The sequence below is a fragment of the Polynucleobacter sp. AP-Kaivos-20-H2 genome (assembly GCF_018882215.1).
Classification (GTDB): domain Bacteria; phylum Pseudomonadota; class Gammaproteobacteria; order Burkholderiales; family Burkholderiaceae; genus Polynucleobacter.
In genome coordinates this window covers 239,439-263,384 of record NZ_JACVOX010000001.1, presented here as the reverse complement: position 1 = coordinate 263,384, position 23,946 = coordinate 239,439, and the positions used below count along the sequence as shown (strand labels likewise).

Annotated in this window: 28 protein-coding genes; 13 read left to right on the top strand and 15 right to left on the bottom strand. The window is 45.3% G+C overall.

Translation table 11 applies throughout. The features are described from left to right. Positions 1 to 8: 8 nt before the first annotated feature. The 4 genes from ICE89_RS01320 to ICE89_RS01305 are packed head-to-tail and all read left to right on the top strand — an operon-like array spanning position 9 to position 3,463. Positions 9 to 1,205: an acetyl-CoA C-acyltransferase gene (locus ICE89_RS01320; protein ID WP_216264371.1), complete on the top strand. Its 1,197-nt coding sequence runs from the start codon at positions 9 to 11 to the stop codon at positions 1,203 to 1,205. Positions 1,206 to 1,235: 30 nt separating this feature from the next. Then, complete coding sequence (locus ICE89_RS01315) at positions 1,236 to 1,691, top strand: DUF2147 domain-containing protein (protein ID WP_216264370.1); 456 nt, start codon at positions 1,236 to 1,238, stop codon at positions 1,689 to 1,691. Between the two features lie 21 nt (positions 1,692 to 1,712). Continuing rightward, positions 1,713 to 2,693: a nitronate monooxygenase family protein gene (locus ICE89_RS01310; protein ID WP_216264369.1), complete on the top strand. Its 981-nt coding sequence runs from the start codon at positions 1,713 to 1,715 to the stop codon at positions 2,691 to 2,693. 5 nt (positions 2,694 to 2,698) lie between these two features. Then, the gene (locus ICE89_RS01305) at positions 2,699 to 3,463 is read left to right on the top strand and encodes an enoyl-CoA hydratase (protein WP_216264368.1); all 765 of its coding nucleotides are present in this window, start codon (positions 2,699 to 2,701) and stop codon (positions 3,461 to 3,463) included. Here ICE89_RS01305 and ICE89_RS01300 read toward each other — a convergent pair. The 7 genes from ICE89_RS01300 to ICE89_RS01270 form a co-directional block, all read right to left on the bottom strand. Continuing rightward, on the bottom strand, positions 3,460 to 5,058 hold the full coding sequence (locus ICE89_RS01300; RefSeq protein ID WP_216264367.1) for a GMC family oxidoreductase: 1,599 nt from the start codon (positions 5,056 to 5,058) through the stop codon (positions 3,460 to 3,462). The genes ICE89_RS01305 and ICE89_RS01300 overlap by 4 nt on opposite strands. After that, complete coding sequence (locus ICE89_RS01295) at positions 5,055 to 6,215, bottom strand: alkane 1-monooxygenase (RefSeq protein WP_216264366.1); 1,161 nt, start codon at positions 6,213 to 6,215, stop codon at positions 5,055 to 5,057. Before ICE89_RS01295 ends, ICE89_RS01300 begins: the two co-directional genes overlap by 4 nt. 118 nt (positions 6,216 to 6,333) lie before the next feature. After that, complete coding sequence (locus tag ICE89_RS01290) at positions 6,334 to 7,866, bottom strand: DHA2 family efflux MFS transporter permease subunit (RefSeq protein WP_216264365.1); 1,533 nt, start codon at positions 7,864 to 7,866, stop codon at positions 6,334 to 6,336. A 9-nt stretch (positions 7,867 to 7,875) separates the two neighbouring features. Beyond that, entirely contained in the window at positions 7,876 to 8,844 is a 969-nt protein-coding gene (locus tag ICE89_RS01285; protein WP_216264364.1) for an efflux RND transporter periplasmic adaptor subunit, read from the bottom strand. A gap of 38 nt (positions 8,845 to 8,882) precedes the next feature. Beyond that, entirely contained in the window at positions 8,883 to 10,337 is a 1,455-nt protein-coding gene (locus tag ICE89_RS01280) for an efflux transporter outer membrane subunit (protein WP_216264363.1), read from the bottom strand. Beyond that, the gene (locus ICE89_RS01275) at positions 10,334 to 10,822 is read right to left on the bottom strand and encodes a MarR family winged helix-turn-helix transcriptional regulator (RefSeq protein WP_072582343.1); all 489 of its coding nucleotides are present in this window, start codon (positions 10,820 to 10,822) and stop codon (positions 10,334 to 10,336) included. The genes ICE89_RS01280 and ICE89_RS01275 overlap by 4 nt, the downstream gene beginning before the upstream one ends. 147 nt (positions 10,823 to 10,969) lie before the next feature. Beyond that, complete coding sequence (locus tag ICE89_RS01270; RefSeq protein ID WP_216264362.1) at positions 10,970 to 11,536, bottom strand: 5'-methylthioadenosine/S-adenosylhomocysteine nucleosidase; 567 nt, start codon at positions 11,534 to 11,536, stop codon at positions 10,970 to 10,972. 11 nt (positions 11,537 to 11,547) lie between these two features. On the opposite strand from ICE89_RS01270, the gene ICE89_RS01265 reads away from it, so the two are divergent. Beyond that, complete coding sequence (locus tag ICE89_RS01265; protein WP_216264361.1) at positions 11,548 to 12,066, top strand: adenine phosphoribosyltransferase; 519 nt, start codon at positions 11,548 to 11,550, stop codon at positions 12,064 to 12,066. Here ICE89_RS01265 and ICE89_RS01260 read toward each other — a convergent pair. From ICE89_RS01260 to ICE89_RS01240, 5 genes are read right to left on the bottom strand one after another with little or no spacing between them, the layout of a single operon-like run. After that, complete coding sequence (locus ICE89_RS01260; protein WP_072582340.1) at positions 12,063 to 12,344, bottom strand: YqjK-like family protein; 282 nt, start codon at positions 12,342 to 12,344, stop codon at positions 12,063 to 12,065. The genes ICE89_RS01265 and ICE89_RS01260 overlap by 4 nt on opposite strands. Further along, the gene (locus ICE89_RS01255; RefSeq protein ID WP_072582339.1) at positions 12,341 to 12,709 is read right to left on the bottom strand and encodes a phage holin family protein; all 369 of its coding nucleotides are present in this window, start codon (positions 12,707 to 12,709) and stop codon (positions 12,341 to 12,343) included. Before ICE89_RS01255 ends, ICE89_RS01260 begins: the two co-directional genes overlap by 4 nt. Positions 12,710 to 12,715: 6 nt before the next feature. Then, positions 12,716 to 13,057 carry a YqjD family protein gene (locus ICE89_RS01250; RefSeq protein ID WP_216264360.1) on the bottom strand — a complete coding sequence of 114 codons (342 nt, stop codon included), beginning with the start codon at positions 13,055 to 13,057 and terminating at the stop codon, positions 12,716 to 12,718. Between the two features lie 47 nt (positions 13,058 to 13,104). Then, positions 13,105 to 13,530, bottom strand: coding sequence for a Smr/MutS family protein (locus ICE89_RS01245; RefSeq protein WP_216861929.1), 426 nt, complete (start codon positions 13,528 to 13,530; stop codon positions 13,105 to 13,107). 59 nt (positions 13,531 to 13,589) lie between these two features. After that, the gene (locus tag ICE89_RS01240; protein WP_072582336.1) at positions 13,590 to 13,889 is read right to left on the bottom strand and encodes a hypothetical protein; all 300 of its coding nucleotides are present in this window, start codon (positions 13,887 to 13,889) and stop codon (positions 13,590 to 13,592) included. A gap of 403 nt (positions 13,890 to 14,292) precedes the next feature. On the opposite strand from ICE89_RS01240, the gene ICE89_RS01235 reads away from it, so the two are divergent. From ICE89_RS01235 to ICE89_RS01200, 8 genes are all read left to right on the top strand, one after another. Beyond that, positions 14,293 to 15,285 (top strand): tripartite tricarboxylate transporter substrate binding protein, encoded by a 993-nt coding sequence (locus tag ICE89_RS01235; protein WP_216264358.1) that lies wholly within the window; start codon positions 14,293 to 14,295, stop codon positions 15,283 to 15,285. 6 nt (positions 15,286 to 15,291) lie between these two features. Further along, the gene (locus ICE89_RS01230) at positions 15,292 to 16,800 is read left to right on the top strand and encodes a class I adenylate-forming enzyme family protein (RefSeq protein WP_216264357.1); all 1,509 of its coding nucleotides are present in this window, start codon (positions 15,292 to 15,294) and stop codon (positions 16,798 to 16,800) included. Positions 16,801 to 16,823: 23 nt separating this feature from the next. Further along, positions 16,824 to 17,603 carry a citryl-CoA lyase gene (locus ICE89_RS01225; RefSeq protein WP_216264356.1) on the top strand — a complete coding sequence of 260 codons (780 nt, stop codon included), beginning with the start codon at positions 16,824 to 16,826 and terminating at the stop codon, positions 17,601 to 17,603. Between the two features lie 2 nt (positions 17,604 to 17,605). Next, complete coding sequence (locus ICE89_RS01220) at positions 17,606 to 18,346, top strand: SDR family oxidoreductase (protein ID WP_216264355.1); 741 nt, start codon at positions 17,606 to 17,608, stop codon at positions 18,344 to 18,346. Beyond that, positions 18,347 to 19,171, top strand: a complete 825-nt coding sequence (locus ICE89_RS01215) for an SDR family NAD(P)-dependent oxidoreductase (protein WP_216264354.1) — start codon at positions 18,347 to 18,349, stop codon at positions 19,169 to 19,171. A 63-nt stretch (positions 19,172 to 19,234) separates the two neighbouring features. Further along, entirely contained in the window at positions 19,235 to 19,783 is a 549-nt protein-coding gene (locus ICE89_RS01210) for a hypothetical protein (protein WP_216264353.1), read from the top strand. 241 nt (positions 19,784 to 20,024) lie between these two features. Next, positions 20,025 to 20,381, top strand: a complete 357-nt coding sequence (locus ICE89_RS01205) for a helix-turn-helix transcriptional regulator (protein WP_251373155.1) — start codon at positions 20,025 to 20,027, stop codon at positions 20,379 to 20,381. Beyond that, positions 20,381 to 21,688, top strand: coding sequence for a type II toxin-antitoxin system HipA family toxin (locus ICE89_RS01200; protein WP_216264352.1), 1,308 nt, complete (start codon positions 20,381 to 20,383; stop codon positions 21,686 to 21,688). Before ICE89_RS01205 ends, ICE89_RS01200 begins: the two co-directional genes overlap by 1 nt. Positions 21,689 to 21,717: 29 nt before the next feature. Here the strand turns inward: ICE89_RS01200 and ICE89_RS01195 are convergent, their stop codons facing one another. The 3 genes from ICE89_RS01195 to cynS form a co-directional block, all read right to left on the bottom strand. After that, on the bottom strand, positions 21,718 to 22,485 hold the full coding sequence (locus ICE89_RS01195) for a metallophosphoesterase (RefSeq protein ID WP_216264351.1): 768 nt from the start codon (positions 22,483 to 22,485) through the stop codon (positions 21,718 to 21,720). A 476-nt stretch (positions 22,486 to 22,961) separates the two neighbouring features. Continuing rightward, the gene (locus tag ICE89_RS01190; protein ID WP_216264350.1) at positions 22,962 to 23,387 is read right to left on the bottom strand and encodes a PAS domain S-box protein; all 426 of its coding nucleotides are present in this window, start codon (positions 23,385 to 23,387) and stop codon (positions 22,962 to 22,964) included. A gap of 88 nt (positions 23,388 to 23,475) precedes the next feature. Next, the gene (gene cynS / locus ICE89_RS01185; protein WP_011902835.1) at positions 23,476 to 23,919 is read right to left on the bottom strand and encodes a cyanase; all 444 of its coding nucleotides are present in this window, start codon (positions 23,917 to 23,919) and stop codon (positions 23,476 to 23,478) included. Positions 23,920 to 23,946: the final 27 nt, after the last annotated feature.

The window sequence follows — 23,946 nt, the reverse complement described above, 5'->3', positions numbered from 1 at the left end:
ATATCACTATGAAAAATATCCAAGACGCATATATCGTTGCAGCTACTCGCAGTGCCGTTGGCAGATCTGGGCGAGGCGCATTAAAAAATACTCGGCCAGATGATTTGCTTGGCAATGCCCTGCAGCATATTCTGACGCAAGTCCCCACCCTAGATCCCAAAGCGATTGAGGATGCCATTATTGGGTGCGCAATGCCAGAAGGTCAACAAGGTTTGAATGTGGCTCGGATAGGCTTACTTCTCGGTGGTCTGCCAAATACTATAGGTGGCATTACCGTAAACCGCTTCTGCTCCTCCGGATTAAATGCTATTGCTATGGCAGCTGACCGCATTCGGGTTGGTGAAGCGGATGTGATGATTGCTGGTGGCGTTGAGTCTATGAGCATGGTACCGATGGGTGGCAATTCGCCATCAATGTCGCCAGAAATTTTTATGGGGGATGAAAATATTGGTATCGCTTACGGCATGGGCTTAACTGCCGAGAAAGTTGCGCAGCAATGGAAGATCAGTCGCGAGGATCAAGATGCTTTTGCATTCCATTCGCATCAAAAGGCTATGGCTGCACAAGCTGCCGGTGAATTTAACTCTGAAATCTTCCCAGTTAAGGTAGCTCATCGCTCGATGGATCTGGGTAAAGGTGAAGTAGATGTGCAATGGCGTGAATTTTCTAAAGATGAAGGTCCACGCATAGATACCTCGCTTGAAGGTTTGGCCAAACTCAAGTCTCCATTCGCCGCAAGGGGCAGCGTTACTGCTGGCAATAGTTCACAAACCTCTGATGGTGTTGGTGCACTTATCTTGGCTAGTGAAAAAGCAATCAAGACCTTTGGCCTCACCCCTTTGGCGCGCTTTGTTAGCTTTGCCGTAAAAGGTGTTCCACCTGAAATCATGGGCATTGGTCCTAAGGAAGCAATTCCAGCCGCCTTAAAACTTGCAGGGCTCAATTTGCAGGATTTAGATTGGATCGAATTGAACGAAGCGTTTGCAGCTCAGTCTTTAGCTGTCATCCGCGATCTCGGTTTGGATCAAAGCAAAGTCAATCCTTTGGGTAGCGCTATTGCCCTTGGACACCCTTTGGGTGCAACAGGCGCCATCCGTGCTGCTACAGCGATTCATGCCCTACAGAGACGTAATCTTAAGCACGCCATGGTGACGATGTGCGTTGGTACTGGTATGGGCGCTGCTGGAATATTTGAGCGCTGTTAATTAGCCTAATTTAAATCAGGAGACTTCAGAATGTTAAAGAAGCAATTTATTCTATCAGCCTGCGTACTTGGTCTGATTGCTGGCAATGCGCATGCTCAAGCTACCGACCCAGCTATTGGAGTTTGGAAGACCATTGATGACAAAACCAATGAGCCCTCTTCTTTAATTAAGATTGAAGATGTGAACGGCAAACTGGAAGGCACTATTATTAAAACCTTTCCAAAGCCAAATGAAAAGCCTTTGGTGTATTGCACGCTATGCAAAGATGATCGTAAAGATAAGCCCATCCTAGGGATGAAAATCATGACCGATCTAAGACGAGACAAACCGGGTGTTTGGATAGATGGAAAAATTCTGGATCCTGAAGAAGGTGAAATCTATCGCGTCAAAATTGCAACTGAAGATGGCAAGAAAATGGATGTCCGTGGCTATATTGGTGTTCCATTACTAGGTCGCACCCAAGTTTGGTACAAAGCTGAGCAATAATCTACGGATCACTTAAATAATATGGGCAATCAACCTCTTCCAGAAGTTCTACGCAAACATTTGGCGGATGGTAATTTACCCGTCATTGCAGCACCACTTTTTATTATCAGCAATCCTAAATTAGTGATTGCTCAGTGTAAAGCGGGTGTGATTGGCTCTATGCCAGCCCTCAATGCCAGACCAGCTGAACAGTTTGAAGAATGGTTGATTGAAATTACTACCGCCTTAGAGGAATACAACAGAGAACATCCGGATAAGCCAGCTGCACCATTTGCCATCAATCAAATTGTGCACAAGAGCAACGATCGTCTTGAGCATGATATGGCGCTTTGCGTCAAATACAAAGTACCTATCATCATCACCTCTCTCGGTGCACGCGAAGAAATTAATACTGCCGCGCATAGTTATGGCGGCATCGTATTACATGACATCATTAATAATGCCTTTGCTAAAAAGGCGATAGAAAAAGGTGCTGATGGCTTAATTGCAGTTGCAGCTGGTGCTGGTGGACATGCCGGCATTAAAAGCCCCTTTGCGTTAATTCAGGAGATTCGGGAATGGTTTAAAGGACCATTAGTACTGAGTGGCTCCATTGCTACTGGCGGTGCTGTTTTAGCAGCTCAGGCCATAGGTGCTGACTATGCGTACATTGGCTCTGCATTTATTGCCACTGAAGAAGCGCGTGCGAGTGAAGACTATAAGCAAGCAGTGGTTGATTGCAACTCAGATGACATTATTTTGAGCAACCTTTTTACTGGTGTGTCCGGCAATTATTTAGCGCCCTCCATCCGCAACGCTGGCTTGGATCCGGATAATCTTCCAGAAAGTGACCCAAGCAAGATGAACTTTGGTGGCGCAGCTCAGAAAGCCTGGAAAGATATTTGGGGTTGCGGTCAAGGTATTGGGGCCGTGAAAGCAGTTACACCTACAGCGCAGTTCGTTGCCCATTTAAAAGCTGAATATGATCAAACTAAAGCCAGCCTACTTAAAGGCACTCCATAGCCCATATGATTAATCATCAGCTAGTAGACGGCATTCTGAAGATATTACTAAACCGTCCTGAGAAAAAGAATGCGTTCACCAACACGATGTATCGCGAGCTTACGCAGATACTGTCTGATGGGGATCAAAACCCCCAAGTAAAGGTAATGCTGATTTCTGGGGCTGGCAATGCTTTTTCAACCGGGAATGATATTGCTGATTTCATGAAATCACCCATCACACATGAAGATGCCCCACCGATTAACTTATTAAAGGTGCTTGCAGGATTAACCAAACCCTTAATTGCAGCAGTTGATGGAGTTGCGGTTGGCATTGGTGCAACATTATTGTTTCACTGTGATTTGGTTTACGCCCAAAAGGATGCGCGCTTCATCTTTCCTTTTGTTTCCTTGGGCTTGGTTCCAGAAGGTGCCGTCTCTTTATTGCTTCCACGCCTCGTTGGTCATCAAAGAGCTTCAGAGATATTACTTTTTGGAGAACCTATCAGCGCTGATGATGCTAAGCAAATTGGCTTTGTAAATAAAGTAATCACAGAGCCATCAGCGCTGCCTTATGCGGAGCAAAGAGCTCAAAAGCTCACCGCCCTTTCCTCGGGATCGATATCTCGAACCAAGTCTTTGTTAAAGGATGGCGCCCTGAAGACTGCAGTACTCAATCAAATTGATATTGAGGGCAAACTCTTTATTGATAGACTTCATGGTCCTGCAGCTAAAGAAGCTCTCACTTCTTTTTTAGAAAAGCGTGCCGCTAATTTTGAAGGTTTAGATTAGCGACCCATTCGGATCAGGTCTACTGCTTTTTCGGCTATGGCAATGATGGGGGCATTAGTATTGCCTCCGATCAAGGTTGGCATGATTGAGCCATCAACCACTCTTAATCCCTCCATGCCATGAACTTTTAGGTTTGCATCAACTACCGCCATTGCATCATGGCCCATTTTGCAGGTGCCCACTGGGTGATAGACCGTATCAGCCCGCTCCCGAATAATCTTCCGAATGTCATCATCTGTTTTTACATTAGGCGTAAAGACATCTTTTTTACGTATCTTAGTAAACGAGGGGGCATCCATTAGTTGTTTGGTCAGCTTATAACCTTTAACTAGGGTTTCCAAATCCTCTTCTTCAGCCAAGAAAGCTGGATCAATTAATGGTGCATCTTGCATACGGTTGCTAGCTAGCGTTACCTGTCCCCGGCTCTTAGGCCTCAGAACGCATACATGACATGAGTAGCCATGGGCCATATGTAATTTACGGGCATGATCTTCCACTAAGCTAACTACAAAATGCAATTGCACGTCTGGTACATCATGGCCGGGATCTGTTTTAAGGAAGCCGCCCGCCTCTGCAAAGTTGGTGGCAATCATGCCTTCGCGTGAACGAACATACTTGATAATTTCACCAGTCAATTTAACTGTACCGCCTAGAGAAACGCCGATCAGATCAAGACTATCTGCGGAATAGCCAAAAATAAAATCTGGATGATCTTGTAAATTTTGACCGACTCCAGGAAGCTCATGAACTAGCGGTATTTCAAATTGACTTAATTGATCTTTGGGGCCAACTCCTGAAACCATAAGCAATTGAGGTGAATGGAAGGCGCCAGCACATAGAATGACTTCTTTATTAGCGCGCATGATGTGCTGTTTACCACCCTGCGTATAGCTCACGCCCACAGCGCGCTTACCTTCGAACAAAATACGCTCAACCTGAACCCCGGTTTGCACATTTAAATTTGTCCGTTTACCCATATGGGGGTGTAAATAGCCACGCGCCGCACTCCAGCGCTCACCGTTTTTATGGGTAACCTGATAAATCCCCAAACCCTCTTGTTCGGCGCCATTGAAGTCTTCTGTAACCGGAAAGCCGGCTTCCTTGGCTGCATTCAAATAGATTTTCTGAAAAGGATTATGAGACTGTAGATTCGATACAGATAATGGGCCATCATTCCCGTGAAATTGATTCTTAATGGTGGTGTTGTTTTCGCTTTTCTTAAAGTAAGGCAGTAGGTCATCATATGACCAACCTGCATTGCCAAGAGACGCCCAATGATCGTAATCAGCGCGATGACCCCTGGTGTAAATCATGGCATTAATTGCTGAAGAACCGCCCAAACACTTACCTCTGGGTTGATATCCTCGACGGCCATTCAAGCCCTTCTGAGCTACCGTTTGAAAGGCGTAATTATTAATTGATGTGGGTAGCATGGCGACTGCAGCCGCAGGTGTTTTCACGACCCAGCTATCGCCCTTACCGCCAGCCTCAAGCAATGCAACGCTAGTGCCAGCATCCTCACTAAGCCGCCCTGCCATCACGCTACCAGCAGACCCGCCACCTACGACGATGTAATCAAAGGCCTGAGGCTTCATGATTTATTAGCCCAGCGATTCATCAGCTGTGATCTAGCAGACGGTTGAATATTGATCTTATGTATATCTCCAGCGTAATGACGCACCACACGCTTGTCCATTAAGGCGAACCAGAGGGGCGGAAAATACGCCAAAGTAATCATAGATGCATACCCACCCGGTAATTGCGGTGCTTTATCAAAATGTCGCAGCGCTTGATATCGTCTAGTTGGATGTGCGTGATGATCAGAATGACGCTGTAGGTGATACAGCAAAATGTTTCCAACTATATGGTTGCTGTTCCAAGAGTGCTCTGGTGCACAGCGCACGTACTCACCATCTTGATCTTTTTGACGCAATAGTCCGTAGTGCTCTACATAGTTCACAACCTCCAACATGGAGGCAGCGTAGATGCCCTGAAGGGCAAGAAAGATCAGGGCTGCCCATCCCAACCAAAGCATGAGAGCACCATACAAGAGAATGGTGAGAGACCAAGCTTGGAGATTTTCATTCTGGATACTCCAAACGCCCTTACCTTTTCTTTTTAAGCGTTCTCGCTCTAATTCCCATGCTGAATATAGGCTACCCAATACAGTGCGCGGCAGAAATACCCAAAAACCTTCTCCCATCCGGGCGCTAGCAGGATCCTCTGGTGTTGCCACCCGTTTGTGATGGCCACGGTTATGTTCTACAAAGAAGTGGCCATACATACTGGAGGCTAATGCCAATTTAGAAAGCCATCGATCAATAGATTCTTGTTTATGTCCTAGCTCATGGGCGGTTCCAATACCAATACCATTGGTGGATCCCACTGTAAATACCAAGGCAACGTAGGCATACCAATCTAAAGATTGAGTCGCCGCCAGCCAAGTTCCATAGACTGTTCCAATGAGTTGAAACGGGACATAAAGCCAGACCAAAGCACGATAAAAGAAATCTGCATTTAAGTTGTCGACGGCGGATTCTGGAGGATTGCTAAAGTCTTCACCAAAAGTCAGATCTAAGATTGGTATGGCGATATGAATGATGGCTGGGGCAAAAAGCAAATAAAGCCACTGACCCGTCAACACAAACGCCAGAATAGAAGCGGTAAAAGCAAATGGAATAGTTGGGCTCAATAACCAAAGCCAGCGCTTATCGTGCCACCCTGGATTCTGGGTTGTGCTTATGCCATTCATATCTACATCTTAGCCTCCACTCAAAAAAAATGCTTGGATTGATAGGCAGCCTTTCATAGGAGCTGTGTTCAGAGCATCTCGGTAGAATCCCTAATGATGACGCAGCATTAAAGCCTCATTAATGGCCGACAAGGCCCGATCCAAATGGAGGTTTAGATAACCAAATTAGGGGCATCAGCGCCACCAGAATGAGTCCTGCCAATAGCATTAGCTGATTGGTTGAAAGCATGTAGGCCTGAGATGTAACCAAGTTATCAATCAAGGCAAATCGCTGCATTTCTGTCATACCAAGTTGGGTGGCGGTATCAATAAATTGTTGATATGCAAGATTCCCAGCCTGAATATTACTCATGAGGTTCTCATGCTGTCGAATCGCATTGTCCTGCCATAGCGTAGTAGCAACCGCTGTTCCTACACTAGCACCTACATTTCTTAGGAAGTTGGATATGCCCGTACCAGAAGCAATTTGATTCCCCTGTAACTGCGACATGGAGATTGCAGACATCGGCATGAAGAATCCAGCAATCCCCACCCCCATAATGAGCCGAGCAAGCATTAGCGTTTTTTCGTCGACGCCAGTTGTAAAGGCTGCCGCCATCCAGCACCCAATAGCCATGGCAGCAAATCCAATGGTGGCAATGATTCTCGCATCAATGCGATGGATATTGGCTCCAAATAAAGGGCCACAAAATAAAGCCAATATGCCAGTGATTGCCATGACCTTGCCAGAGTTAAATGCGGTGTAGCCTAATTGCGTTTGTAGCCATAAAGGCCCAATCACAATATAGATATAAAAGGCGAAAGATCCTACCCCCAAGCATATGGCAGAGGTACGAAAGTTAACCAGCTTAAATAAGCGTAAATCCACAATCGGATGCTCTTCTCCCAACTCCCAGAGAACAAAGGCGACCCAAGATACAGAAGAGATTACCGCTAAAGTTGCAATAAATGATGATGACAACCAATCTAACTCGCTGCCTTTATCTAGAGCAATTTGCATCGAAGCTACAGCAGCAACCAGCAGAGCTATGCCAACTAAATCGATTTTCTCTTTAGTAGATTCAGGCTTTGGAGCGCCATACAACCAATAGACCATCACAGCAACCAAAATTCCAAATGGCAAATTAATATAGAAAGCCCAGCGCCACACCAGATTGTCGGTTAACCAACCACCAATCAAGGGCCCCAAAACAGGCGCTACTATAGTTGTGGTTGCCCAAATACCTAATGCAATTCCCTGCTTAGCAGGCGGGTAGCATTTCATAATTAAGGTTTGAGAAAGCGGAATCATTGAGGCGCCAACGATGCCCTGCAAAATGCGCGAGATGACCAATACCTCAAAAGATGGCGCTAAGCCACAAAGCATTGATGCTACGGTAAATAAGATCGTGGCAAAGATAAACTGACGCACCTCACCAATTCTCTTGGCTAAAAAACCGGTTAATGGCAAGAAGATGGCTTCGCTAACTGCATAGGAAGTAATAACCCAAGTCCCTTGAGTGGGGCTAATAGCAAAATCGCCTGCAATCGTTGGCAATGCAACGTTTGCAATAGACATATCGAGAACGTTCATAAAGGAACCCAAGGCAAAAGCCAAGGTTCCAAGTACCAGCTTATATCCCTTGAGGGGTTCTAGCTCAGGCGCACTCATGAGGACTAATTATGGTTTCTTAGATTTCGTCAATAAAGACTGAATATGGCGCTCAGCCTTATCAAATTGCTTTTGATAAATAGTTGTGTCACTAATCGGACCTTTATCCATCGCTTGTAGTGAACTACCATCGCGATTGCTGGTATCAACTTTGACATTCATTGATAAGCCAATATTTAAAGGGTATTTATTTAACTCATTACTATCAAGCGCGATTCTCACGGGTAAACGCTGCACTACCTTTACCCAATTTCCCGTGGCATTCTGAGGTGGCAAGAGAGCCAAAGTAGAGCCTGTTCCAGGGGCAAAGCCAACGACCTTCCCATGAAATTCCATCTTTCCGCCATAGATATCAGACTCCAATTTGACTGACTGTCCAATGCGAATATTTTTAAGCTGGTCTTCTTTAAAATTAGCATCAACCCAAATGTGATCGCCAGCAACCATCATTGCCAGTTGAGTGCCTGGAGCTACACGTTGGCCAACTTGAGCATACCGTTTTGCTATTGTGGCTTTAGCTGGACTTTGGACATCAACTCGAAGTAGATTAATGTAGGCTTGGCGTGCATTAGCCATCGCTTTTAGCAAAGCCAAGTGGGAATGCTCCAGCTCCTCTTTAGACACACTGGCATCGCCTTGTAAGGCCTTACGTTTTTGGTAATCTGCCTCCGCATTACGCAAATCAATATCCGCTTTTTCTGAAGCAATCATTACCTCTGTAGGATCAATCCTAAAGAGGGTTTGGCCCTCTTCGACAGATTGGGTTTCAGAAACATTGACAGTAGCAATGGCCCCCTCTATTTGAGATACAACCTGAATCTGCGATCCTGATACATATGCATCATCAGTAGATTCTGAGTTACGGCTAAAAATAAGCCAGTAAAGCAGCCCTAAAAGAAAGATGCCTATCAAGATTGCAAAAAGGATCTTGAAAGCTTTTGGTCGATTAAACCTGCCATTGTTTGTAGTAGTGTCCATGAATATTCTGAGTGAAATACTTATTGAGTTTGTCCGTTTTATTTCGCTTGAGTTTTAGATTTAGACTGAAGATAAGAGCCGCCTAAGGCCTGAACCAGCATTACATTCGCAGTCAACATTTTGGCTTTGGCATCTGCATAGTTTTGCCCCTGCAAAAGATAGGCCTGCTCCACCGTTAGAGCCATTTCTTTTGAGGCAATTCCAACCTCGCTTCTACTGCGCGTAATTTCAAAATTTCGCTTGGCACCCATCTCGGCATTAGCGTAGCTCTCATAATTGGCCTGTGCATTCTTCACAGATCCAATGCCATCGGCGACTTCACGTAAGGCCTGCACAAGTTGCTCCTGATATGAGGCAATTGCTTGGTTTCGATTAGCCTCTTTGCCAGTAATATTGGCATCAGTCAGGCCGCCATCAAAAATTGGCAGATTTATCGCAGGGCCGATACTAAATTGCTGACTTCTGCTAGAAAAGAGTTGAGATAAGCCAAATGATTGAACTCCGATGAAACCTGCAAGATTCACGTCCGGCAAGTACTCTAACTTTGCACCTTCTAATTGCAGCTTTGCTACATCAATCTGACTTAAGAGCGCCTGTAAATCAGCCCTGCGCTCCAATAGATCGGATGGGATAACTTCGGGAAGACTAAGATTGGTTGCTTGAATAGAGGGGGCCTTGAGCGATTCACCCCAGGATGGGCCCTCCTGAACCAACGCAGCAAGTTGATGCTGCATCATCCTCACACTCAAGTTAGACTGATTTACATTAGCCTGAGCGGACTCTAATTCTACCTTGCGTTGATTTACTGTCAACGCATCAACTAGGCCAGCGTGTTGGCGGTCAATGGCAATGCGCAGTAAATTCTTTCTGACCTCAAGCTCTCTCGCATAAAGTTCTCGAGCCTGAACCATATGGTCATAGTCAAAATAAACACGCACAATAGTGGTCGACAGAAGAAGTTCTGATGCTTTGTAATTTGCTTGAGCAACAAGTACCTGGTTCTTGGCGGCATCAAAATACTTCTTTTGCTTTCCCCAAATATCCAGAGACCAGTTAAGTGATGCATTGGCTAGTCCGTATCCAGTGTAAATAGGCATGCCAGGCACAAAAATATAATTTTGTGAAAGTTGTTGTCGATCAACCTGACCTCCAACACTTACCTGAGGAATAAATACCGCCCTTTCATTCTCTAACATCGCTTGGGCTGCTACTAACCTTGCGCCTGATGTATCCAGGCTAGGAGACTGCTTAAGCCCCAGTTGAATCAATTGATTTAACTGGGGATCACCAAATGCCTTCCACCAAGAATCTTCAATAGGATTGGTGCTGCTGTTATTAATATTGTCCTGTGCACCCAGCTTTGGCTCAAGCACGCCAATAGGTTTCGCTGTTTGCTCAGGTAACGCCTGTCTAGGAAAAAAGGCGCAAGCCGATAGGAGCAAGCCTATAGAAGTTATTAGGACTAAGCTACAAACCCAACTTAAGCGCCTCATGAGATCACCTCTAGTTGCTGTAAATTATTTTTTTCAATTCGCAATAAGAAATCACGCAATTGCTCAAATTCTTTTTGCGTGAAACCATTTAATGACTGATTCAATAGATTGCACCACAGTGGTGGAATCGATATAGCAGCCTTCTTTCCGGCAGCAGTGAGCGACAGGCCAATTACCCGTCCGTCCTTTTTGGAGGGTACTTTTTGTATGAGTTTCATCTTTTCCAGTTTTTGAACCACGCGCACAGTTGCTGCGGCATTAACTCCCAACGCTTGCGATAAGGAAGAAATCGTAGCTGCTTCAGAATGTGAAACAAGGAGCAACACGCTCATCTGCGCTGCGGTAATACCAAGATCAGCCAGCTTCAAATCACCTAGGCGTTGATAGCTTGATTTATTACGCAACATCAAATAAGCAACACTGCCCTGGGGGGTGTAATTATCTGGGGTATAGAAGGATGATGGTGCAGGTCTGGTGTTTTTCATAAAACTAATTGACTAGTCAATGAATTTTATAACACAAGCACTTATTTTGCCGGCGCGGCTCAGCCGCAATCATCAAGAGCCTGAGAGGTTTAAACCCTTATTTAGGGTGAATTATGGTCGTTTTACTCAAATTACGGAAACGGCTAACTAGGAATAGTCTGCAAGAACCTGACTCAAAGCCGCTAAAAAGAGCTCTTGGCCGTGATGAACTTTTGCCTGCCAGTGTTCCCCAGAGTCTTCATTGGCCTCATCTGTGATGTATTTAAATGACTGCCAAGGTATTTGATGTTCATGTGCGATTGCAGCAATCGCAAACAACTCCATATCTACTACATCTACACCTTGGCTATGCAACCAAGAATCATAAGAAGTCACAAAGCTATCTCCAGAGCCGCACAGAAAATTCCCCGTAGAAAGATATTCTTGTGGACGGGTGCAAAAAGGAGTGCTGCCGCGCGGCGCCAATGGCTCAGCATCCATATCGCGTTGAATAACTTTACCTATCTCCAATAAGCCGCTCAATTCTGGCTTGATTTTTCCTGCGGTACCAAAGTTCAATATTCTCTTTGGTGAGTATTGGTGTATTGCTTTGATACAAGTCATGGCAGCATTAATTTTGCCAACTCCCGAATACACAATCTCTACGCCTCTTGGGAGGGACTCACGCTTGAGCTCGGACTCTAATGCGGTAATAATAAGGAGTTCTGTTTTCATATTGGATTGTGATGAATTTATTAGATTATCTACCAGGGGTTCCTGATTTTCCAAAACCAGGTGTTCTCTTTAGAGATATATCCCCTTTATTAGCTAATCCAGCCGCCTTTAAGGAAGCCATTCGTCAGCTAAATGAGATTGCACAGCAATTTAATTACACTCACATTTTGGGCATCGAATCCCGCGGCTTTATTTTTGGCTCTGCTTTAGCCCACTATGCCCATAAAGGTTTAGTGTTAGCCAGAAAGCCAAACAAACTTCCCTTGGCAAGCCATCGTGAAGCATACGGCCTGGAGTATGGCAATGACGCCTTAGAGATTCAGCAATCCACTCTACCTAAAGATGCCAGAGTATTGCTGCTTGACGATGTTCTGGCCACCGGCGGAACATTAGTTGCTGCTGACAAATTAATTCGTAATGCCGGCTTTGAAGTCAGTGGCGCAATTACTTTGCTAGAAATTACCTTCTTAAATGGCAATGACCTATTAAATCAATCTGACATTCAACATCAGTCTGCATTAAAAATCTAAATGAGATTTTTAGCACTCTTGATGACCTTCATGGCGCCCCAACCTACTGCAAGAGCCTTATTTGCAAGCTTAGGTTTGTAATGCGCTAACGCTGCAAATGCAGTGGTCCATAGAATCGGATTACTCCTCAAGAAGTTGACGGCATCAACCCCTTTATCAGCCCATGAGAGTGGCTTTTCCCAAGCCTCAAAATGTTCAGCGAACTCTTTGCGCTCACGACTTGCCTGAAGCATTAGCTCACGTTGGCGCAACTCTAGAACCTCTAGTTTGGCGTTCATTTTGAAAGGGCTTCGCGATCTTTGGCCAACTCAGTAATTGAAGCCTCAAACAATCTTGGCATCTTGCGTAATGACTGGGTAATTAAGAGGGTCAAAATTAACCCAATAGATAGGAATGCTCCAGCTAGTAAACCGAGCGCCATCATTCGATCCGTCTCCCAACTATAAATCACTATTAGCAATGCCAGCATGACCAAGCCAAAGAACAAGAAGAATAAGGCGCCAATAATCATCACCAGCAAACTGATGAATTTACTTCTAGCGATTTGAACGTCAAGCGATAATAGTTCTAAGCGGGTTTGGGCTATTGATACTCCGGTAGAAGCAAGACCTTTGATGGAGGAAAGTAAGTTTTCTTGTGACATAGAGAACTAGCGGCGTCCAATGAATAAGCCAATCAGCAAACCTAAGCCAGCTGCAACACCCACTGCCTCCCAAGGATTGCGATGCACGAAATCATCTGCGCCTTCAGCTGCTACCTTCGCTTTATCAAGCATCTTGCCCTCAACACCTGAGAGGCTTTCTTTGGCACCAGCAATAGTTTCTAATGCTTTATTACGAATAGATGTGACGGCAGCGCCTGGATGGTCTTCTGTCGCTTTAATCAAAGCCTCAGCATCAGCCATCAAGGCCTTGAATTCGCCGATGAGACTTTCTGCGCCAACTTGCTTGGCATCATGTGAATCTGAATGTTCGAGTTTCTTAGCAGTCATGGAAATGGATTCCTAATAGATGAGGCATTAATACCAATAATCCTATTCTAAGCACTTCTAGCCTGAGATCCCAGCAATAAAACTGTCATGCCAGCATTACCCTCTTTAAATCGCTTGAGATATCGCTTCAGACCAGGACGGCGTTTGAGCAGGGCATGGTAGGACTCACTGCCAAAAGCTACATCTTCGCCAAAATGGTATTCGTCAACCCTGTCGGAGTAACGGTTATTTTCGAGCGCATCATGGATAGCCCACTTAATTCGACCACCCTCACCGCTTGATCCATATCCATGAATCAACACAATGGCTTTAATCCCAACCTCTAAAGACTTGCGTAAATAGTCGGTCAGCCGCTCTAACGCCTCTTCAACATATGGCCCATCTTGCTTAATATTGAGCTCAATCGTATCTGAGCTCAAGATAGGAAAATTGACAGAACCGCAATGCGGACACTGATTAAACAATGCCCGCATATTTCCACAATCAGGACATTCAGCGTTATGTGCCACCTTACAAAATCAGACTGAACTCCTTAAGAGCAGTACTTACCCTCTAAACCCCGTGTATCAGCTGTCTTATCGTCAACCATGAGGTTCAAGGTCTTCTGCGCCAGCTCGCGATTTTCTGGAGTCTTAAGGCTGGCATTAATTAATGTAGATACATCTTTGCGGATTGCAGTATTGCCGTAACGAAGACCCTTCAAAGTGGATACCGCTTCAGCAGATATCTTGCACTGCTGATTTACTAACTCAGAAGAATCTGACGGCGATGTATTCGCATAAGCGAATGCAGCAACAGAGATTGTTACGGCTGCTAATAGAGTCTTTTTCATCTTAGTTCCTTATTTTGTGACCACACGTTGGACAACAACCCACTTCTTTCGCCTTTGTCTTTCTAAGGGCGGCATACACACTGGATTCTGAAATCTGCATCTTTCTGGCCGCTTGAGCAGCGGTCATACCCTTCCCCACCCACTCCAAGGCTTGATGTGTTTTCGGTACCTGTCTCTTCATTTCATCTCCCAGTACCAACACTATATCACAACTTCTGAAGTTGTGAAGTTGTGAAGTGTAATAATTTAGTAATGAGATACCCTAATAAAAGGGATTTGGGATTGCCTTGACTGCAGCCTTATTGGGGTGTTTAAGCCGCTTTGGTGTTATAAATACTGAATAAATAAGAAATTGGGGCTTCTTAAGACTGTCTTAAAGCACCCTACCAATTGAAGGAGATCTATGTCTTTACATTTCACGCCCAAAAAAGGCTTGCTGACTGTTTTTGCTGCCCTCATCACGGCCGCTTCAATTCCGGCCCTAGCGCAATCTAACGCTGCCTGGCCTACCAAACCCATCAAAATTATTGTTGGCTATTCCGCTGGTGGTGCAACCGATGTATTAACCCGCTTGGTATCAGTTGGCATGGGCAATACCTTAGGTCAATCTATCGTGGTAGAAAACCGCCCAGGCGCCAATAGCAACGTTGGCGCAGAAATTGTGGCTCGCTCACCTGCAGATGGCTATACGCTTTACGCCTTTTCCATTGCGAATACGATTAACGCCACGCTCTATCCGAACCTAAGCTATGACCCGATTAAAGATTTTGAGCCGATCGGCATGATTGCCAAGATCCCGAATATTTTGGTAGTAAACCCAAATCTTCCAGTAAAAACGCTTGCAGAATACGTGCGCTACGCTAAGGATGCGAAAGATGGCGTAACCTTTGCCTCCTCTGGTAGCGGCTCATCTATTCACCTTTCCGGTGAAATGTTTAAGATGCAAGCAAAAATTCAAATGCTGCATATTCCTTATAAAGGTAGCGCTCCTGCAGTAACGGATTTGCTTGGCGGTCAAGTGGAATCCATGTTTGACAACGCACCCTCTGCATTACCTCATATTAAGGCCGGAAAACTTCGTCCGATTGCTGTGACTAGCGCCCAACGCTCCCCATTTTTGCCAGATGTTCCAACTATTGCTGAATCAGGCTATCCCGGTTTTGATGTGCAGTCTTGGTTTGCATTAGTCGCCCCAGCCGGAACTCCAAAACCAGTCATCACACAACTAAATGCCGCTCTGAATAAAGCACTTAACTCACCTGAGGTGCGTCAGCGCATGCAAGAGTTAGCCGCAACACCAGAGCCTGGTTCACCAGAAAAAATGGCTGCATTTGAAGCAACCGAAGTTAAACGCTGGCGAGATGTTGTAAAGGCTTCCGGCGCTAAAGCCGAATAACTCATTATGTTTCCGATTGATTTTTTTTGGAGGGCCGCACAGCGTTGGCCCGATCGCATTGCCATTGATACACCGAGTGGCCCGATTCATTACGCCACCCTAGCGAAGCGCGTTAAAGCCTTATCCGCAGGACTCACAGCTTTAGACCCCAGCCTTCAGAGTCGTGTTGCTATATGTGCTGGTAATAGCGCTGATCACATTACTGCCTTATTAGCTATTTTGGCTTGTGGCAAGGTCTGGGTACCACTGAACCCTAAGAGCACCCACCCTGAGATTCAGCGTATTGTTAATGTCACCAAGCCTTCTATTGTGATTTTGGATGCCACTAATCAAGCATTACTTAAAGGCGCTGCAGGGGCATGGGTTTATACAGGCACTGACTCTGATGCTTCTGCGCGGAGTATGAACGAATTAATTCAATTGCATGAAGATGCGCCGCAACCTTCTTTTGAATTACCCCTAGATGCAATTCAGGCCATTAAATTTACCGGTGGCACTACTGGGGCTCCTAAGGGTGTAATGCAGCCCTATCGCGCTTGGATGGCAAACATCAGCAATCAGATTCAGGTATGGGGATTTGATGAGCATGAGCGCTATGTTGTTGCCGCTCCGATTACGCATGGCACATCTACCTATATTGTTCCGATCTTGGCGCAAGGTGGTTGTCATGTGATTATGGATGGTGCAGGAGCTGAAGTGGTGAGAACTGCGTTTCGTGAGCGTCGCGGCACTGTCTGCTTTATGCCGCCAACCCTTGTTTATATGTTGATGGCATTACCCAATGCATCTAGAAACGATTTTCCAAAGTTACGCAGGCTGATTTATGGCGGCGCGCCAATGCCTCCAGAACAAGTGCGTAAGGTGCGTGATTTCTTTGGCCCAGTATTGGGTACGACCTATGGTCAAACCGAAGCGCCGCAAATTTTGACGGTCATGCGGCCTGAGGATTTTGAAGATCCCAACAACTGGGCAGCTGTTGGCAGACCCACTTGGTTTAGTGATGTGGCCATCATGTCTCCCGAAGGAAAGTTATTACCTACCGGTGAAATCGGTGAAGTGGTTGCCCGAGGTGATCTGCTGATGAGTGGCTATTGGCGCATGCCTGAAAAGACTGCTGAAACCATTATCGATGGCTGGCTTCATACTGGTGATCGCGGCCTAATTGATGAACGTGGATTTTTGTATCTCAAGGATCGCCTTAAGGACATCGTGATTACTGGCGGATTTAATGTGTACCCAGTGGATGTTGAGAACGCCTTAAGTCAGCACCCTGCCGTTCACGAATGCCTTGTCTTTGGCCTCCCCGACGAAAAGTGGGGTGAAACTGTTCAAGCTGCCGTCCAATTACATCCTGGACAAAAAGCGGATGAAGCAGAACTGATTGCATTTGTTCGCAATTTATTGGGGCCAGTACAAACTCCTAAGCACGTCCATTTCTATGAGAGCTTGCCACGCTCCAATGTGGGCAAGCTTCTTAAGAGTGCTGTGATTCAAAAACTTCAAACTCCTGCCTAGACAATATTGAATACTTATAGACTATGACTGACAAAAAAACTCCTATCACTGGCTTATGCACCCATACCCTGACTAGCCTGCATTATCGCGATGCAGATTTAGTGAAAGATTTGATGGGCAAGAAAACATTTACCGAAGTGATGTTGATGCAGATTTTAGGTAGAGAGCCTCGTGGTGTTGATATTCGCATTACAGACGTAGTGCTGATTGTGTTGATGGAGCATGGTTTAACGCCGAGTGCAATAGCCACACGCTTGATCTATATGAGCGCCCCAGAGAACCTTCAAGGCGCAGTTTCTGCAGGCTTACTTGCTGTTGGCAGCTCCTTTATTGGCACAATGGAAAATTGTTCCGCCTTGCTTGATCGCATCATTGCCGCCAAAGACCAATACGCTGAAGCTCTTTCCATTGCGCATCATTACAAGAGCATTAAAGGTGCTGTTCCTGGCTTTGGACATCACCTGCATAAGCCGTTAGATCCACGAGCATACAAACTATTAGACATGGGCCGTGCTGAGAAAGAACTCAAAGGTGATCACATTAGAGCTCTTGAGACCCTATCTAAAGCAGTGGATGAAGTGGCTGGTCGCCCCATTACGATTAATGCCACTGGTGCGGTTGCCGCCCTATTAGGTGAGATTGGCATTCCTACAGCTGTGATGCGTGGCTTTGCGGTCATCTCCCGCTCTGCTGGCTTAGTGGCCCATATTGTTGAGGAGCAACAAAGCCCATCTGGTCGCTTTATTTGGGACACGATTGAACATGCCATTCCGTTTGTGGATGGCGCCAATAAGATTGGCTAATAATGGTTTCTGAAGTCAAATCAACCAGGGAATGCGTATTAGTCACTGGCGCTAGCCGCGGCATCGGGCGTGCGATATCAGAGCGCCTGATTGCGGATGGCATGCATGTAATTAACCTTGATAAAGAAGTCCCTGGCAATATTGCTAAGCATGAAACCTTCATCAAAGTAGATGTTTCAGATGAAAAAGTTTTGCGTGATGCATTAGCCAAGATAGCGTCTCAATTTGCAATCACTCGTTTAGTCAATAACGCAGGAATCGTGCGCCCCGCCACAATCGAGAAGACTACGATTGCAGATTTTCAAGCGGTCATGAATGTGAATGTCGCGGCTGCCATTATTTGCGTGCAAGCCTTACTTCCCACTATGAAAGCCGCTCATTTTGGTCGCATTGTGAATATTGCTAGTCGTGCTGCTTTGGGTAAAGAAGAGCGTATTTCGTATGCGACTTCTAAGGCAGGATTACTGGGATTGACTCGCACTTTGGCTTTAGAGCTCGCAAATGATGGCATTACGGTTAATGCGATTGGACCAGGCCCGATAGCAACTGAGCTCTTTCAGAGTGCCAACCCTCCTGGCGTACCTGCTACGCAACGCATCTTAGATAGCGTGCCGCTTGGTCGCATTGGCCAACCAGAGGAAGTGGCTCATATTGCCGCTTCACTACTTGATCATCGCGCCGGCTTTACTACTGGTCAGGTTGTTTATGTTTGTGGCGGCATGACAGTGGGACTGAGCCAATAAATGGAAAGTAATCATCCTCCTGGTTTGCCAACAGATCTCACTGATCGAGTAATCTTCGTCTCTGGTGGCGGATCTGCAGGTCCTGGATGGAGTATTGGTAGAGCATCATGTGTTACCTATGCTCGCTTAGGTGCAAAGGTCTGTGTAGTCGATCGAGATCAAGCTTCCGCAGAAGAAACTACCAAGATCATTCTGGATGAAGGCGGTATAGCGCAGACTTTTGTTGGAGATGTTTCTGAAGAAGAGGATGTGAAAAGACTTTTTAGCGAAGCACGTAAACAATTTGGTCCTATTGATGTTCTGCACCACAACGTGGGCATTGGCAAAGTTGGCGGACCAATGGAAACCAGCGCTGAAGATTTTGACCGCATTCACAAGGTCAATGTGCGGAGCTTATTGCTAGCAGCTCAAGAAGTATTGCCTGAAATGGTGGCACGCGGTACTGGCAACATCATTGCGATCTCTTCGGTCGCTGGTATGCGCTATCTTGGCTACCCTCACCTAGCCTACAGCGTTACCAAGGCTGCTAATACCCAATTTATTCGGATGATTGCTCAACAATATGTGGATAAAGGAATTCGGGCTAATACGGTAGTTCCAGGCCTAATCGATACTCCTCGGATTGCTAATACCGTTGCCAAGATGTTCTCTGAAAATGGCCTAGATGAGGCCCGGGCTGCGCGTGACCGCCAGGTACCTATGGGTCGCTCTGGGACAGCATGGGATGTGGCTCATGCTTGTGCCTTTTTAGTCTCAGATGCTGCCTCCTACATCACCGGCACTGAGCTGGTAGTGGATGGCGGCCTGACCGGGAAATACGTCTAAATCCCAGAAATCAAGCTCTACACCAAGGGATAGTATGATTTGGTGATTATCTAGGAGCTTTATATGCAACGCATCATCTACCGAATCGTCTTATTACTTGCCATTAGTGCCGGCCTTCTTGCCTGCAACCAAAATGATAAAAAAATTAGTGGCTGGGAAATTAATGATGTCTATCACTCGACCATCATCACGCCAAATTCTGCAACTGGTGGAAAAACCTATCAGGGCCCTCCTATCAACACGATGGATGAAGCCAATACTTATGAAATGTTTAGCCTTAGAGCCGAGCAACCAAAGCAAGGCGCAAAGACTTATGAGCTCAACGCGCAACTAACGTATTTTTCACAATGGCGTTATTACGACTCTGCAATACTAGAAAACACACCTAGCACTACATTTAAAGTTGTAGGTAGAGAAGCTGGTGCTTGTGGTGATAGAGGTTGCATCTTTAGAGAAGTGGTCTCTATTCAAATACCTGAGGCATTCCTCAAAGATAAGATGAAGAAGGGTTTCATCCTGACCGTTTCTTCCAAATCAGGAATTAAGACTGAACTCTTTTTACCACCACAATATATTCAAGGCTATATGCAGGCGGTCAACGGCTTTAACTAATAGTCATTAGGAAAAACGGGTTTGCTTGATGACCGACTGGGAGGACTTTATAGAAAAACGCATGGAGAATCTGTCCGGTAAAGAGGTGTCCCTTTGACGGAATTACAAGTCTAAATTTTCTACTGTAAACCATTAAATGACTTATAAATAAATCATTAAAACACTTAAAGACTCATTTATGAGTCATATTTATTGACCTATGGCGTATAAACAGGTATATTAACGCCTCATACTTAACAAAATGCATGAGGCAACTATGCGCGTAGATCAAGAACTGACCCTAGCATCAAAGCAGCTTGGCCAATCCGCTGAAATAGCGCAATGCCTTGTTTCTTTGCGTCTTGCGCGTCGTGTTCGCCAAGGTGAAGCAGCAATCCGTGCCGGCCTATCTCGCGCTACTGCCCAGCGCATTGAAAAGGGTGATCCTGGCGTAGCCGTTGGTGCGCTCCTGCGTTACTTAGATGCAATCGCTCCAGGCATGAACTTATTGCAACTCTTAAGCGGAGATGATCCTGCGATCATTGCTTTAGAGCGTCGCTCACGTCCACAACGCGTGCGTGATTTAAGTGCAGCGGAAATGAAAGCGCTTGATTTCTGATGGCCAATACCACTAAGGATCTTTTTGTCTTTGCCAATCTTGATGGTGAATTTGTACCAGCAGGTCAACTGCAAGTAGATGAGGAAGGCTCAAGACTTATTGCCTCTTCATTTGCTTATGGCTTGCGTTACTTAGATAGGAGCAACGCACAAGAAGTGGATCCAGTCGCTCTTAGCCTTAGGAGTAAAAGTGAGATCAAAGGTAAACGCCTCATTCCACCTAACGGCTTAGAGGCTTTTGGTGGAATTCGGGATGCTGCTCCTGATTCTTGGGGAAGAAGAGTGATTGAAGCTAGGCTTAAGGTTCCAGCCAATAGCCTTCCAGAATCAACCTATCTACTCGAAGCGGGCAGTGATCGTGTTGGAGCTTTAGACATTCGATCTTCTTTAGATCAAGAGGAGCGCCCTGCTCACGAAAGTATTCACAATCTGTCATACGTACTCGAGGGTGCGCAAAAGATTGAGGCGGGCTTGCCAGTATCAGAAGCACTATCCAGAATTTTGATTGTGGGTAGCGGTCTTGGGGGCATGCGCCCTAAGGCAAGTGTGCGCGATGATGAAAACATTTTATGGATGGCCAAGTTTCCAGGCAACAATGATGGCGCTTTAGATGTGCCGAGCATTGAATACGCCACACTCAAACTTGCGCAGTTAGCCGGTCTTAATGTAGCGCAAACTCAATTGGAACAAGTTGGCAAGAAAAAAGTGTTGATGGTCAAACGCTTTGATCGCTCTTGGACTGCTTTTGCTCGGCCAGTAGAAATTCGTCATCATGTCGTTAGCGCCCTCACCTTAGTTACCTGTCACGAATCAGAATCCAATACAAAAAGCTATATGGATATTGCGGATGCCATCCGCAGATATTGCGTGGTTCATACAGTCAAAGCTGATATTGAAGAACTATATACACGCATGATCTTTAATATTTTTGTTAGTAACGATGATGATCATCTACGCAATCATGCATTCTTATGGAGCCATGCGCTTAAAGGCTGGAGCCTGAGTCCACTCTATGACGTGATGCCTCATGCAGTCATTGCAAGTGAGCGTTATCAACATCTAGGTGTTGGACCACAAGGTAAATTGGCCACACTAGATAATGCCTATGGTGCCAAAGAGCGCTTTGGCCTATCCGCGCAGCAAGCAAGCGACATTATCGATCGTGTATGGCGAGTAACTAGGCAATGGAAAACACACTTCGAAAACCTTGGAATTGCTGCAGATCAAATCGAAGAAATCTCTCTAGCCTATAGGCATATCGATGATATTTGCAGCACTGAATTAATCAAGACACTAGCCAAAAACTAAGCTCTCATTATGAAGCGTGTGATGGGTAACTAGATTTCAATTATTAAAGATGAATTAAATGCTGGGTTCTCAGCATGGTTAGAACGCACATAACCGCGAGGATTACAAACCACCCTAGTGCCATTCATTTGATAATCACAGGAGTCATGCGTATGCCCATGAATCCATAGAGACATTCTTCCAAAGAGATGGGCTAACTCGGAGGCAAAACAGGCGGATAGTAGATCGGGCTTATAGCGCTGTGCAACCGATAGCATTGAAGGTAGGTGATGGGTAACCACTACCGTCTTGCCATCAAACGGATTCTCGAATTCTTTTTGCAGCCAAGCCAGTGACTTTTCATGCAATTGGATAGACTTTTTTGGAGAAAAATTTCTGCCTCCGTCACGGATTCTTCGGAAGTCATTTAAGTAAAGCTCGCCATACGATAAGCATTTAGATTTAAGATCTTCGCCAAATAATAAAAAGTCCGTCCATAACGTAGCCCCTAAAAAACGGACGGGAGTATTTGATTGGGGATCATGAAGCTCAATCCCATCGTCATCTAGGAAATGAATGCCGTTTTCTGCACATGTATTTTGGATGTCCTCAATGACATGAGAACGCTGAGAACCATAGAACTCATGGTTGCCAGCCACATAAATAATTTCTTGATCCGGAAAAGATTTCCTGGCCCAAGTTACACCTTCCGCGCGAAGGCCGATATCACCCGCCAGAACAATAACATCTGCCGTATTTGATGTAGGGGTAAAGTCAGCAAACTCTAGATGCAAATCACTCAGTACATGAAGTTTCATAAATTGGATAAGACACGATTTTGGCTTTTATATTGAAATCTAGTGTATTCAATAATTAACCATGCCATCAGGATGTAATAAGCGATTGTTAGCTTAATTGGTATTAGCCACATATCTGCAATCACATATTGTTTGGGTGGTAAGCGTACTGGTAAGCGGGAGTGATAAAGAAAAAGCCCCGGTTAGGGGGCTAAGTCTATGTTGCGCATAGTAAAAAGAAGAAAAAATGCCAAAAGTGCTGGCGGAGACGAGATCTAGATTTTGACCCTCCTGTAAAACCTACCAATGTCCATTAAACCCCTTGCCCATATGGCTTAGAAGGTAGACTCTACTCCCGAGTAATCCATTCAAACTTACTAAAATCCATGTTTCACTGGTAAGCGGGATGGTGAGCCCATTATGGGCATAAGCAATGGCGAAGGAGAAACAAAAGAGCTAAATCTAAGCAGATTTATAGCAACCTTAGCATTGGGGTCTTACTCGCTTCTCTCATATGCTGCCAGTTTGACCTTCAAATTACGCTCTTCTTGAAAACGTTCAGTTTCATCTCGGACAATCGCAGCTATGGCAATGGGTTGTTTTTTATCATCAAAAAGCATGCTTACTGAAAAAGCAATGGAGATAGAACGCCCATCCTTATGCATCGCAGGAACTCTTAACAAAGTATTTCCATACTTTGTTACACCAGTCTGTATGGTGTGGAAATACCCTTTAGAGTGCCTTTCCCTAAAACGTTCAGGCGTAATAATACTGAGGGTTTTCCCCACAGCCTCTGCCGAACCGTAGCCAAAAATACGCTCAGCAGAAACATTCCAAAACAAGATATTTTCATCCCGATCAGAAATGATTACAGCCTCGCCAATCTGACTAACGAGCGCCTTAAAATCTATAATGCCTGACATATTTAATCTCAATTTTTTTAGTAAGTTGTCGCTAAGAATACCCCAATAAAAAACCACCCGAAAGTGGTTCTAGGGTGCGATTATATTTTTAGTAAGTCTTATAAGAAAGATACTTACCTGATAATACAACCTGCACACGGTCGCCCTTCGGATCCGGCTCACGTTGGATATCCATTGAGAAATCGATTGCACTCATAATGCCATCGCCAAACTCTTCATGGATTAACTCTTTAATAGTAGTGCCATAAACACTCACAATCTCATACCAACGATAGATCAATGGGTCTGTTGGTACGGCGGTTGGCAGAGATCCTTTATAAGGAACAATTTGCAACCAAGCCATCTCTTCATCAGTCAAATCAAATAACTTACCAGCGGCTTCAGCCTGCACCTTAGTAAAGGTCATTTGACCTAAACAGCCTGCAGTAACCCACTCCTTTGATTCGCCGATTGCCTTTGCGATATCACTCCACTTCATGCCATTGCGAACTTTGGCTTCGATAATTTTTTGTGTAACTACTGAACGATCCATCTTTTTCTCCTAGTTTTAAGTTTTAGT

Bases quoted from the DNA above. Each gene is read 5' to 3' on its own strand.
- ICE89_RS01320 (WP_216264371.1), top strand. From the start codon at position 9: ATGAAAAATATCCAAGACGCATATATCGTTGCAGCTACTCGCAGTGCC.
- ICE89_RS01315 (WP_216264370.1), top strand. From the start codon at position 1,236: ATGTTAAAGAAGCAATTTATTCTATCAGCCTGCGTACTTGGTCTGATT.
- ICE89_RS01310 (WP_216264369.1), top strand. From the start codon at position 1,713: ATGGGCAATCAACCTCTTCCAGAAGTTCTACGCAAACATTTGGCGGAT.
- ICE89_RS01305 (WP_216264368.1), top strand. From the start codon at position 2,699: ATGATTAATCATCAGCTAGTAGACGGCATTCTGAAGATATTACTAAAC.
- ICE89_RS01300 (WP_216264367.1), bottom strand. From the start codon at position 5,058: ATGAAGCCTCAGGCCTTTGATTACATCGTCGTAGGTGGCGGGTCTGCT.
- ICE89_RS01295 (WP_216264366.1), bottom strand. From the start codon at position 6,215: ATGAATGGCATAAGCACAACCCAGAATCCAGGGTGGCACGATAAGCGC.
- ICE89_RS01290 (WP_216264365.1), bottom strand. From the start codon at position 7,866: ATGAGTGCGCCTGAGCTAGAACCCCTCAAGGGATATAAGCTGGTACTT.
- ICE89_RS01285 (WP_216264364.1), bottom strand. From the start codon at position 8,844: ATGGACACTACTACAAACAATGGCAGGTTTAATCGACCAAAAGCTTTC.
- ICE89_RS01280 (WP_216264363.1), bottom strand. From the start codon at position 10,337: ATGAGGCGCTTAAGTTGGGTTTGTAGCTTAGTCCTAATAACTTCTATA.
- ICE89_RS01275 (WP_072582343.1), bottom strand. From the start codon at position 10,822: ATGAAAAACACCAGACCTGCACCATCATCCTTCTATACCCCAGATAAT.
- ICE89_RS01270 (WP_216264362.1), bottom strand. From the start codon at position 11,536: ATGAAAACAGAACTCCTTATTATTACCGCATTAGAGTCCGAGCTCAAG.
- ICE89_RS01265 (WP_216264361.1), top strand. From the start codon at position 11,548: ATGAATTTATTAGATTATCTACCAGGGGTTCCTGATTTTCCAAAACCA.
- ICE89_RS01260 (WP_072582340.1), bottom strand. From the start codon at position 12,344: ATGAACGCCAAACTAGAGGTTCTAGAGTTGCGCCAACGTGAGCTAATG.
- ICE89_RS01255 (WP_072582339.1), bottom strand. From the start codon at position 12,709: ATGTCACAAGAAAACTTACTTTCCTCCATCAAAGGTCTTGCTTCTACC.
- ICE89_RS01250 (WP_216264360.1), bottom strand. From the start codon at position 13,057: ATGACTGCTAAGAAACTCGAACATTCAGATTCACATGATGCCAAGCAA.
- ICE89_RS01245 (WP_216861929.1), bottom strand. From the start codon at position 13,530: ATGCGGGCATTGTTTAATCAGTGTCCGCATTGCGGTTCTGTCAATTTT.
- ICE89_RS01240 (WP_072582336.1), bottom strand. From the start codon at position 13,889: ATGAAAAAGACTCTATTAGCAGCCGTAACAATCTCTGTTGCTGCATTC.
- ICE89_RS01235 (WP_216264358.1), top strand. From the start codon at position 14,293: ATGTCTTTACATTTCACGCCCAAAAAAGGCTTGCTGACTGTTTTTGCT.
- ICE89_RS01230 (WP_216264357.1), top strand. From the start codon at position 15,292: ATGTTTCCGATTGATTTTTTTTGGAGGGCCGCACAGCGTTGGCCCGAT.
- ICE89_RS01225 (WP_216264356.1), top strand. From the start codon at position 16,824: ATGACTGACAAAAAAACTCCTATCACTGGCTTATGCACCCATACCCTG.
- ICE89_RS01220 (WP_216264355.1), top strand. From the start codon at position 17,606: ATGGTTTCTGAAGTCAAATCAACCAGGGAATGCGTATTAGTCACTGGC.
- ICE89_RS01215 (WP_216264354.1), top strand. From the start codon at position 18,347: ATGGAAAGTAATCATCCTCCTGGTTTGCCAACAGATCTCACTGATCGA.
- ICE89_RS01210 (WP_216264353.1), top strand. From the start codon at position 19,235: ATGCAACGCATCATCTACCGAATCGTCTTATTACTTGCCATTAGTGCC.
- ICE89_RS01205 (WP_251373155.1), top strand. From the start codon at position 20,025: ATGCATGAGGCAACTATGCGCGTAGATCAAGAACTGACCCTAGCATCA.
- ICE89_RS01200 (WP_216264352.1), top strand. From the start codon at position 20,381: ATGGCCAATACCACTAAGGATCTTTTTGTCTTTGCCAATCTTGATGGT.
- ICE89_RS01195 (WP_216264351.1), bottom strand. From the start codon at position 22,485: ATGAAACTTCATGTACTGAGTGATTTGCATCTAGAGTTTGCTGACTTT.
- ICE89_RS01190 (WP_216264350.1), bottom strand. From the start codon at position 23,387: ATGTCAGGCATTATAGATTTTAAGGCGCTCGTTAGTCAGATTGGCGAG.
- cynS (WP_011902835.1), bottom strand. From the start codon at position 23,919: ATGGATCGTTCAGTAGTTACACAAAAAATTATCGAAGCCAAAGTTCGC.